Origin of the sequence: Candidatus Avelusimicrobium faecicola, from assembly GCA_900540405.1 — a bacterium.
Classification (GTDB): Bacteria; Elusimicrobiota; Elusimicrobia; order Elusimicrobiales; family Elusimicrobiaceae; genus Avelusimicrobium; species Avelusimicrobium faecicola.
In genome coordinates this window covers 1-9,757 of sequence record UQFW01000053.1, presented here as the reverse complement: position 1 = coordinate 9,757, position 9,757 = coordinate 1, and the positions used below count along the sequence as shown (strand labels likewise).

Here is a 9,757-nt window from a genome sequence, read left to right as displayed (position 1 = left end):
GCATAAAGGGGCGTTGCGGGCCCCTTAAATTTGCTATGATATATCCATGCCAAAGAAAGATTCCGTTTTAGTCGTGTGTACCAACCGTAAGGCGTATCACGAATTTTTTATAGAAGACACGCTGGAAGCCGGACTGGAACTGCTGGGCGCGGAAGTAAAATCTATCCGCCAAAAGGAGTTAAGTTTGGAGGGCGCGTTTGTACGCATAGAAAACGGCCAAGCGTATGTGTATAATATGCACGTCAAGCCGTATAAGTTTAATTCTTTGGTGGAGCTGGACGCCACGCGCCCGCGGCGGCTGTTGTTAAATAAAAAAGAAATCCGCAAGTTAGCCGCCAAGGCGGATGTAAAAGGCTATGCGTTGGTGCCGGTGGAAGTGTATTTCAAAAAAGGGTGGGCCAAAATACAGTTGGCCGTAGCCAAAGGCAAACACCTGTTTGATAAGCGCGAGGCCCTCAAAAAGCGGGATTTGAACCGGGAAATGGAAAAAGGATTCAAAAATAAAATCCGTTTTTAAGGCTCTTTTTACAGTATAAAAACGGCCCTGCGGCAGGGGCACTTGGGTCCGCTAAAAATATAGTGGAAACAATTTGAAAAATATTCTATAATATATCTTGTGATGGGCGGGTGGCGGAATGGCAGACGCGCACGGCTCAGGACCGTGTGGACGAAAGTCCTTAAGGGTTCAACTCCCTTTCCGCCCATTTTCTTTTTGGTTTTAAGCACATGAAAAAGTTTGATTCTTACAGGCCGTCATCTTTTGTAGCTAAAAGAGTTCCCCGGCGGCGCAAAAAAAGCTTAAAGCCGTTTTTTTTCCTGTTGTTTATTCTGTTTTTTTTAGTGGCGGCGTTCGTGGGCCTGAGTAAAGGCTACGCGGCGTATTCGTCGGCAAAAATAAGCCGTTGGGCCCCCCAAAAAGCGGTGGTTTCCGGCTTGGAAGGCAATATGCAAAAAGAGCTGTTGGCTTTGGGCTCGGCCGCCGTTGGCAAACCGTTCACGCCGGCACAGGCGGCGCAGTTGCGCACGCAAATTGTGCAAAAATACCCCATGTTGCGCGAGGTGGACGTAAGCCGCGGGTTGTTGTCCGGCACCTTAAAAATCTCTGCCGAGCGCCGCACCCCGGTTGCCAAATTTGTCTTGCCGGATAATTCCGTGCGCTACATTGATAGCGACAGCACCGTATATGCGGACCCAAACCCCGGCTTGCTTACGCCGGTGCCGTTTGTGGAGCTGGAAGGCCGCGTGCCCGAAAAATTGACGGATGAATTTGTGGGCCTGGTGCAAAGCACCTTAAAATTGGAAAAAGAACTGTCTTTTGCTTTTTTGCGTTTTAATTTGGAGCGTGACGAAGTGGCTATGCACATGCCGGACGGCACCGTGATAGACTTTGGCCCTGCTAAAAACCTGCGTGCCAAGGCGCGCCGTGCGGCGCAGATTATCGGTTGGTGCCGCCGGAACGAAAAAGGCCCGCAACGGATGGACTTTCGTTTTTTTGAAAACGGACAAGTTTTTTTAACACAGTTGGGTAAATAAGTTTTATAATGGATTTAGGTGGATTTATTTATGGCTAAAACAAATATTATTGCAGGTTTAGATGTCGGCAGCGGTAAATTAACGTGTATCGCCGCCGCGCAAGATTATGATACCGGCACTTTGCAGGTATTGGCGGGGCGCAGTGCGCCGTGCCGCGGGGTAGAAGGCGGCGTAGTAAAGGATATCCGCGAAACGTCCGCCGCCGTCCAACACGTTTTGGGCGGGGTGGAGCGGGAGCTGAACGAAAACATTTCCACCTTAATTGTGGGTTTGCGCGGCTCTCATTTAAGCTCTTATACCAGCCACGGAACGTACAACATTTCCCGTATGGATAAAGAAATTACCCAAACGGATATTAACCTGGCTATTGAAAACGCCAAAGCGATTTCTATTGATTCCGATAAAGAAATTATCAACACCATTCCGCAAGGTTTTTTTATTGATAAACAAAAAGGTATTTCCAACCCGGAGGGGATGGAAGGCTCTTTATTGGAAGTTGATGTCCACATTACCACGGCCGCTTCCACCCATTTGAACAATTTAGCCAAAGCCATTCAGCGCCCGGGATACCGTATTGACAATATGGTGTACGGCCTGGTGCCGCTGGGCAACGCCGTACTGACGCAAGAAGAAAAAGAAATGGGCGTAATGCTGGTGGATTTGGGCGGGGAAACTATGTCCGTCGGGATTTATTTGGACGGTATGCTCCGCTTTTCGCGCGATATTCCGTACGGGTGCGATTTAATCACGCGGGACCTTTCCTGCGGGTTGCGCACCAGCCGCCAGCACGCACAGGAAATTAAAGAAAAATACGGCGTGTGCGAGCCGACCTCTTTGGACGAAGACGGCGAAATACCCGTGCCGTCTTTAGACGGCCGCACCGTGCATAACATCAAAAAGAGTTTTATTTTGGATATTATCCAACCGCGTATGGAAGAACTGCTGGAATACGTCCGCCGCAGTGTGGAGCAATCCGGCTATAAAGATTATCCGCTTTTGGGCGTGTTGACCGGCGGCGGGAGCCAATTAAAGGGCGTTTCGGGCCATTGTTTGAACATTTTGGGCCTGAAAGAAGTGCGTTTGGGCGGGGTTCAGCGTGATTTGCTGACCGCCAACGAAGAATTTTTTGACCCCAAATACAGTACCGCCATGGCGCTGGCCTTGTACGCCTGCCAGGAAAACGGCTACGAGGACTTCCAACGGGAAGGGTATGAAAATAATGCGTCCTTGTTCGGTAAAATCGGCAAGGCTTTCAAAAACTTCAACCTGTTTGGGGGTTGAGGAGGCATTTTAGTATGAGCGATTTATTTCAACCGGCCAATTCGTTTGAAAGCAAAAAGGCCAAAATTAAAGTAATCGGCGTGGGCGGCGGTGGCGGCAACGCCATTAACCACATGGTAGATAGTGGACTAAAAGATGTGGATTTTATTGCCGTTAATACAGACGCGCAGGACTTACGCCGCAACAAAGCCCCTTATCTGGTGCAGGTGGGGGAGAAAATTACCAAAGGCTTGGGCGTAGGCGGAGAGCCGGAGCGCGGGCGTTTGGCGGCGGAAGAATCGGCCGAGAAACTAAAATTAATTATCGGCCAGTGTGATTTGTTGTTTATTACCGCCGGTATGGGGGGCGGCACCGGAACCGGGGTTGCGCCCTATTTGGCCAAACTGGCTAAAGAAACGTATGGGGACGACCTGTTGGTGGTGGGCGTCGTCACGCGGCCGTTTAATTTTGAAGGCTACGTGCGTGAAAAACACGCCGACGAAGGCATTAAAGAAATGCAAAAGTATGTAGACTCCATGATTATCGTGCCGAACGAAAAACTGTTTTCCATTATAGACCCCAAAACGTCTTCGCGCGAAGCGTTCCAAATGGTGGATGAAGTTTTGCTCCAGGCGGTAAAGGGGATTTCCGAGGTCATCACCCAACCCGGCGAAGTAAATATTGACTTTAATGATGTGCGCAAAATTATGAGCAATTCCCAAAAAGCGCTGATTGGGGTGGGGGAATCCAGCGGGCCGGGGCGGCACTTGCGCGCCATGCAAAAGGCGATTGCCTCCCCCCTGTTGGAAAACGCCGATATTCACGGCGCCAAAGGGTTTATTGTTCACTTTTTGGCGGCGGATTTAACCATGATTGAAGTGGGCGAAGCCATGAACTTAATCCGCCAATACGCCAGCAACGATTCTTTAATTATGTACGGGCATTCTTTTGACGCTTCCCTGGGGGACCGTTTCCAAGTGACGGTGATTGCCACTGGGTTCAGCGCCGAAAAAGCCAATTTATATACCACGCGCCGCACGATAGCTTCTCTGGAGCGTTCGGGCATGGGCAGTACCGGCGTGCGGAATACAATGCCGCAACCCGTCTTGGAGGGTTTAGATGCCCCCAAGGCCGCACCGCAAGATGAAATGCTTATTCCGGCTTTTATGCGCCGGAAAAAAGGCCGGTTATAAAACCGGAGGGAGATGAAAATATGGCAGTAGGATTGCAAAGTTTGCTTAGAACCGTAGTAGATAACCACGCCAGCGGTTTGCATATACGCGGCAACTCCAATACGTTTGTGCGTTTGCACGGCCAAATTAAACCCATTGATGACAGCTTTATCCCCAACGACGAAGCCAAAAAAATGGCCTATGCCTGTATGGGGGAACGCGAACGCAAAATTTTTGAACAGTACAGCTCGGTGGACTTTTCGTTAGATGCTAAGTCTTACGGGCGTTTCCGTTTTAACGTGTTCCGCCAAATGGGTAAAATTTGTATGGCTATCCGCCATATTCCGCTTAAAATCCCCACCTTTGAAGATTTCCACCTGCCGGGCGACGTGCTTAAAAAAATTGCCGATAACCGCCGCGGTTTGATTTTGGTGACGGGGATGACGGGTTCCGGTAAAACCTCCACCCTGGCCGCCATGGTGGACCACATCAACCAAACCCGCTCCGGGCATATTTTAACGATTGAAGACCCCGTGGAATTTATCCATACCGAAAGCCACTGTATCATCAGCCAGTTGGAATTAGGGGTAGATACGCCTTCTTATACCGGCGCCTTGCGCGCGGCCATGCGCCAGGACCCGGATGTCATTTTGATTGGGGAATTGCGCGACAGCGAAGTAATGAAAGCCGCTCTTTCCGCGGCGGAAACCGGCCAGTTGGTGCTGGGCACCATGCACACGGTCAACGTGACACAAACGCTTTCCCGCTTGACGGACGCTTTCCCGGTGGAACAGCACGCGCAGGTGCGGTTGCAGCTTTCGGAACTTATCCGCGGGGTGATTTGCCAGCGCTTACTGCCCACCATTAAACCGGGTATGCGCCCGGCGCTGGAAATTATGGTTTCCACGCCGCAAATCCGCAAATTAATTTTGGAAAACAAACACAGCGATATTCAAAAACAAATGCAAAACGGCGCATTTTACGGGATGCAAACCTTTGACCAATCCTTAGCAAAACTGTATCAGGAAGGACATATTGATATGGAAACGGCTACCTCGGCGGCTACTTCGCCGGATGCCATTATGTTGGCTATCCGCGGGGTGACGGACAGCTTGTCCGTGGCGGGGGAGTAAATGCGTAAAAACGGGTTGTTAATTTCCATAGACGGCACCGCCGGCACGGGGAAATCCTCCGTCGGGCTGGCGGTAGCCGCCAAATTGGGCTACGGCTTTTTAAGCACCGGGGAAATGTACCGGGCGTTGGCTTATAAAGTGTTTGAACAAAAGCTGGACCCCACCGACCATGATGCCGTTTTGGCGTTGGCGCAAAAACTGGTTTTTACGTTTGAACGCCAGGATAACGGCGCCTTAAAAATGTTTGTAGACGGTGCTTTTTTGGGTGAAAAACTCCATTTGGAAGAAGTGGGCGCCGTAGCCAGCAAAGTTTCCACCAACAAAGAAGCCCGCGCCGTGCTGACGGACAAAATGCGCCAAGTGGGCGTAAACGGCGGCGTGGTGATGGAAGGGCGCGACGTGGGCACGGTGGTATTCCCGGATGCGGAGCTAAAGTTTTATTTGGACGCCTCCGCCGAAGAACGCGCCAAACGCCGCGTAAAACAGCTGGAAGAAAACGGCCAAAAAGCCGACTATAACGCCATTTTGGCTATGATAAAAGAACGCGACTACCGCGACAGCCACCGGGCCGTTGCCCCCTTAAAACCGGCAAAAGATGCCGTGGTGGTGGACACTTCCGCCCTGAATATGGCCCAAGTGATACAAAAAGTTATGGAGAAGATTTCCCAGTATGCTGCTTAATTTGGTAAAATTAATAGCAAGGGTATATTTTAGAACCTTTTATGATTTTAAGGTAGAGGGGCTGGAAAACATCCCCAAAACCGGCGCTCTTATTATTGCGGGCAACCATTTGTCTAATGCGGACCCGCCGGCTATCGGTGCTTTTGCGGGCACAGTGCGTGATTCGCGCTTTGTGGCCAAAAAGGAGCTGTTTTCCGTACCCGGGCTGGGGTGGTTTTTCCGCCGCAGCGGGTATATAGCGGTGGACCGCGCGCGCAATATGAAGGCTTTTGAGGCTTTGCGGGAAGTGGAAGAAGCGTTGCAAAAGGGGCAAAGTGTAGTAATGTTCCCGGAAGGCACGCGCTCCAAAGACGGTAAACCTCGCCCGCCCAAAAGCGGTGTCGGGTACTTGGTGTACCACACAGGGGCCCCGGTGCTTCCGGTAAAGGTGGAAGGCACTTTCGGGTGGCCGTGGGTACGCAAAATTCGTGTAAAATTCGGTACGGTGATGCACCTTACAAAAGATGACTCACAAGAGCCGAAAGAGCAGTACAAACGTTTTTCAAAAGAAATAATGGATGCAATCCTATCAATTAATATCTAACGGAGGTTTACGCAGCTTGCCCTAACGGGCGTGCTGTAATAAGGACTTATGACTACAAACGAAGAAATTAAAAATACGGAAGAAACAATTAACGAACAAGAAATGACGATGGACGAGTTAATTGCGCAGCAAGAGTCTTTATCGGAGCAGTTAAATAAACGTGAAATTGTGGAAGTGACCGTTGTACAGGTGACCAAAGATAATGTATTAGTGGACACCGGGACCAAAAAAGAAGGGGCTATTGCCATAACGGATTTTGACGGAAAAGCTTTGCCGGTAGCCGGCGATAAGGTTTCCGCCGTTCTCGTAAAAAGAGGTTCTGACGAAAGACCGGCCATTCTTTCCCACAAAAAAGCGTTGGAAGCCCTGGGCTGGGACGTGTGCAAAAAAGCGTACGAAGCTAAAGAACGCGTAAAAGGCACCATTTTGCAAACCGTAAAAGGCGGGTATATTGTGGAAGTTTTCGGCGTGAGCGGGTTTATGCCGCTTTCTCTGTCCGAACTGCACACCGCGTATAAACACTATTTGCCGGTGGGTGCCAAAATTAAAGCCCAAATTGTGGAATTTTCCAAAGAAAAACAGAAACTGATTGTTTCCCGCAAACAAGTGTTGGAAGAAGACGAAGCCGTGCGCCGCACCCAAGTTTTGGGCGAAATTAAAGAAGGCGACGTGTTGCGTGTAGTAGTGGCCAAAGTGGATAAGGACAAATTGTTCTTGCGCTTCCACGGCATTGAAGGCATTGTAAATTTGGAAAACGTTGCCTGGAAAGAGCCCGAAACCGCTATTGCCAACTTCCGCCGCGGGCAACGCTTGAAAGCCAAGTTAATCGCTTTGGATAAAGAAACCCCCAAATTGGAATTCGGTTTGAAACAGCTGTTCCTGAACCCGGCTGATGCGTTGAAACGCCGCTATCCGTACAAAAGCTCTGTGAAAGCGACGGTGACGAAAGTTTCCGAAGAAGGCGTGGAATGCACCATCGGCAAGAACAACACCAAAGGCTTTATCAGCCCCTTTGAAATGGGCCGCGATTTTGCCGCCAAAGAAGGCGACGTGATTACGGCGTTGGTGGTGGGCGTAAACCCGGAAACCTTCACGGTAAACCTCTCGGTCAAGAAATACGACCAAGTGCAAAACCGCAAAGTGGTGGCCCAATATCTTAAACAGGCCCCGCGCCCTACGCTCGGCCAACTCCTGCAAGATTCTTTCAAAACGCAGGAAGAAGATAAAAAAGACGCCGAATAGTTAGATATTAACCATAACCTGCGGCTGGGTATTTTGCCTGGCCGCAGGTTTTTTGCAACTCTACTGCTTTTTTAGGGGTTGCCGAACGCCTATTTTTTGCTACACTGGGGTTATGGAAAACAAAAATACCTTGCTTTTACTTTCTTGCTGTGCGCCTTGTTCGGGCGGCGTGCTGGCGCGTTTGGCGGCCGAAAACCGCCCGGTGGCACTGCTGTTTTATAATCCAAACATCTATCCGGCCGAAGAATATAAAAAACGCCGTGACGAGCAAAAACGCGCGTGCGAACATTTCCATATCCCGTTTATTGAACTCCCGTACGAGCCGCAAGCCTGGCTGGAAGCGGTAAAAGGGTTGGAGAGTGAGCCCGAGCGCGGCGCGCGGTGCAGTGCGTGTTTTTTATTTAGGCTCACGCGGGCGGCCGAATACGCACGCGAACACGGCTACCGGGCGTTAAGCTCCGTGTTGGGGGTATCGCGCTATAAAGATTTGGAACAAGTCAACCGCGCCGCGCGGCAGGCGTGCCAATTAGCCGGCATTACTTACGACGAAACCAACTGGCGCAAAGGCGGCGTGGAAGAACTGCGCCGGGCGGTGTGGAAAGAATTGCAATTTTACGCCCAACAGTATTGCGGCTGTGTGTTCAGTTTGCGCGCGCGGCAGGGGGAAAAAGATGAAAAAAAAGCTCAAAAAAATTAGCAAATGGGGTTTTTATATTTTAGGCGGCCTGCTGTTGGCGGCCGCATTGGCGGATACCGGATTACGGTGGGCCTCTTCCAGCAGGCGCGTTAAAAATTATCTGGTGCAAAAAGTGTCTGCCGCGCTCCGGCGCGACGTGCGCTTAAAACAGGTGCGCGCCAGTTTGTTTGGGGTGCGTGTCAGCGGGTTGGAAGTGGCCGAACAGGGCGGGTTTCAACAGGGTACTTTTTTAAGTGTGGGTAAGGCCGGGGTGCGTTTTTCGTTAATCCACTTATTGCATGGGCACTTGAAATTGCGCACCGTATTTTTGCACGGCGGAGCTATCCGCATTACGCGCGGTGCGGACGGAAAATTTAATTTTGCGGATTTATCGTCTTCTTCCGTGCCTTCCGCCCAAAAGGAGCCGCACGCGGACCCCTTTTTGCCGCGCATTACATTGGGGTTATTGGATATTGAGCAACTGGACGTGTTTTATATAGATGCGGTGCAAAACCGCAGTTTGGCGGTACAACAGTTTATGCTCCGCGCGCGCCGGCTGATGTTTACGGAGCCGTTTAGGGTTATTTCCAAAGCGCAAGTGCGTTGGGTGGAGGGGGATTTTCCCTTGGAAAGTACCCTGGCTTTTAACGCCCGGTTGAATTTGGCCGATTTGGATTTGGAAAAAGCCGCCCTAGATATTACCAACCTGATTGTGCGCTACCGGAGTACCCCGGCGGTGCTGACGGGGCAAATCAAAAATTTTACCAATCCGTCTGCCCGCCTGGCGTTGGAAATCAGCCGTTTATCTAACGATACTTTGGCGGAACTGGCGCCGGATACGCCGGAATTTTTAATTCCTGCGCTCCGAGTGGATGTGACAGCGGACGCGCGCCTTGCGCAATCCCGCGCGCAAATCAGCCGCCTGCACTTGCAACTGCCGGGGGGCGAGCTAAACGCCACCGCCAAGGCCACGTTCAAAGAGCGGGCAGACTATCAGGCCGAGGGGGATTTTGCGTTTAATTTGGACGAATTGGCCGCCTTATCGCCCATTTTAGCAAGCACTTACGGGGTGACGGGCCAAATTACCGGCGCTTTTCAGGCCGCCGCGGATAACTGGAACGCCAAGCTATCCGTGCAACAGGTGGGGGCCACCCTGCCCGCCGCCGGCCGGTTGGACGGCCTTTCCACCCAAATTACGGCAGAAGGGCTTAAAACTTTGGCGGTAAAGGATTTGTCCGGCACGTTAAACGGCGCGCATTTTGACGGCTATTTAACGGCCGTAAACCGCCCTTTGTATGTGGATGCGCGGCTAGAGTTAAATATGGAAAAATTCATCTTGCCGCCGCAGGCAGCACCCGCCCCGGAACAAACGCAGGCAGAAACGCCCGCGGCAACGCAAACGCAGGCAGAAACTGCCGGAACGGAGCAATTCGTGCAAGCGCCCGCGGCAGAGGCGGTGCCCGCGGCAACGCAAACG

10 protein-coding genes and 1 tRNA gene are annotated in these 9,757 nt (G+C 51.2%); all 11 read left to right on the top strand.

Features of this window, described 5'->3' with window-relative positions:
- Positions 1 to 46 precede the first annotated feature (46 nt).
- Positions 47 to 517, top strand: a complete 471-nt coding sequence (gene smpB, locus ACQY18_RS05685) for an SsrA-binding protein SmpB (protein WP_176777226.1) — start codon at positions 47 to 49, stop codon at positions 515 to 517.
- Between the two features lie 104 nt (positions 518 to 621).
- A tRNA-Leu gene (locus tag ACQY18_RS05680) sits at positions 622 to 704 on the top strand.
- Between the two features lie 115 nt (positions 705 to 819).
- Positions 820 to 1,533: a cell division protein FtsQ/DivIB gene (locus tag ACQY18_RS05675; protein WP_428039172.1), complete on the top strand. Its 714-nt coding sequence runs from the start codon at positions 820 to 822 to the stop codon at positions 1,531 to 1,533.
- 30 nt (positions 1,534 to 1,563) lie between these two features.
- On the top strand, positions 1,564 to 2,814 hold the full coding sequence (ftsA, locus tag ACQY18_RS05670) for a cell division protein FtsA (RefSeq protein ID WP_176777224.1): 1,251 nt from the start codon (positions 1,564 to 1,566) through the stop codon (positions 2,812 to 2,814).
- A 14-nt stretch (positions 2,815 to 2,828) separates the two neighbouring features.
- The gene (gene ftsZ, locus ACQY18_RS05665) at positions 2,829 to 3,986 is read left to right on the top strand and encodes a cell division protein FtsZ (RefSeq protein ID WP_176777223.1); all 1,158 of its coding nucleotides are present in this window, start codon (positions 2,829 to 2,831) and stop codon (positions 3,984 to 3,986) included.
- Between the two features lie 20 nt (positions 3,987 to 4,006).
- Positions 4,007 to 5,098, top strand: coding sequence for a PilT/PilU family type 4a pilus ATPase (locus ACQY18_RS05660; protein WP_176777222.1), 1,092 nt, complete (start codon positions 4,007 to 4,009; stop codon positions 5,096 to 5,098).
- Complete coding sequence (gene cmk, locus ACQY18_RS05655) at positions 5,099 to 5,779, top strand: (d)CMP kinase (protein WP_428039171.1); 681 nt, start codon at positions 5,099 to 5,101, stop codon at positions 5,777 to 5,779.
- Positions 5,769 to 6,362, top strand: a complete 594-nt coding sequence (locus tag ACQY18_RS05650; protein ID WP_176777220.1) for a 1-acyl-sn-glycerol-3-phosphate acyltransferase — start codon at positions 5,769 to 5,771, stop codon at positions 6,360 to 6,362. The genes cmk and ACQY18_RS05650 overlap by 11 nt, the downstream gene beginning before the upstream one ends.
- A 48-nt stretch (positions 6,363 to 6,410) precedes the next feature.
- Positions 6,411 to 7,604: a S1 RNA-binding domain-containing protein gene (locus tag ACQY18_RS05645; RefSeq protein WP_176777219.1), complete on the top strand. Its 1,194-nt coding sequence runs from the start codon at positions 6,411 to 6,413 to the stop codon at positions 7,602 to 7,604.
- A gap of 112 nt (positions 7,605 to 7,716) precedes the next feature.
- Positions 7,717 to 8,301, top strand: a complete 585-nt coding sequence (locus tag ACQY18_RS05640; protein WP_428039170.1) for an epoxyqueuosine reductase QueH — start codon at positions 7,717 to 7,719, stop codon at positions 8,299 to 8,301.
- Positions 8,276 to 9,757, top strand: a 1,482-nt coding sequence (locus ACQY18_RS05635; protein ID WP_428039169.1) for an AsmA family protein, incomplete at its 3' end; no start/stop codon positions are given. The genes ACQY18_RS05640 and ACQY18_RS05635, both read left to right, overlap by 26 nt.

Coding starts and splice junctions, on each gene's coding strand:
- cmk (WP_428039171.1), top strand. CDS start 5,099: ATGCGTAAAAACGGGTTGTTAATTTCCATAGACGGCACCGCCGGCACG.
- ACQY18_RS05645 (WP_176777219.1), top strand. CDS start 6,411: ATGACTACAAACGAAGAAATTAAAAATACGGAAGAAACAATTAACGAA.
- ACQY18_RS05660 (WP_176777222.1), top strand. CDS start 4,007: ATGGCAGTAGGATTGCAAAGTTTGCTTAGAACCGTAGTAGATAACCAC.
- ftsZ (WP_176777223.1), top strand. CDS start 2,829: ATGAGCGATTTATTTCAACCGGCCAATTCGTTTGAAAGCAAAAAGGCC.
- ftsA (WP_176777224.1), top strand. CDS start 1,564: ATGGCTAAAACAAATATTATTGCAGGTTTAGATGTCGGCAGCGGTAAA.
- ACQY18_RS05650 (WP_176777220.1), top strand. CDS start 5,769: ATGCTGCTTAATTTGGTAAAATTAATAGCAAGGGTATATTTTAGAACC.
- ACQY18_RS05640 (WP_428039170.1), top strand. CDS start 7,717: ATGGAAAACAAAAATACCTTGCTTTTACTTTCTTGCTGTGCGCCTTGT.
- smpB (WP_176777226.1), top strand. CDS start 47: ATGCCAAAGAAAGATTCCGTTTTAGTCGTGTGTACCAACCGTAAGGCG.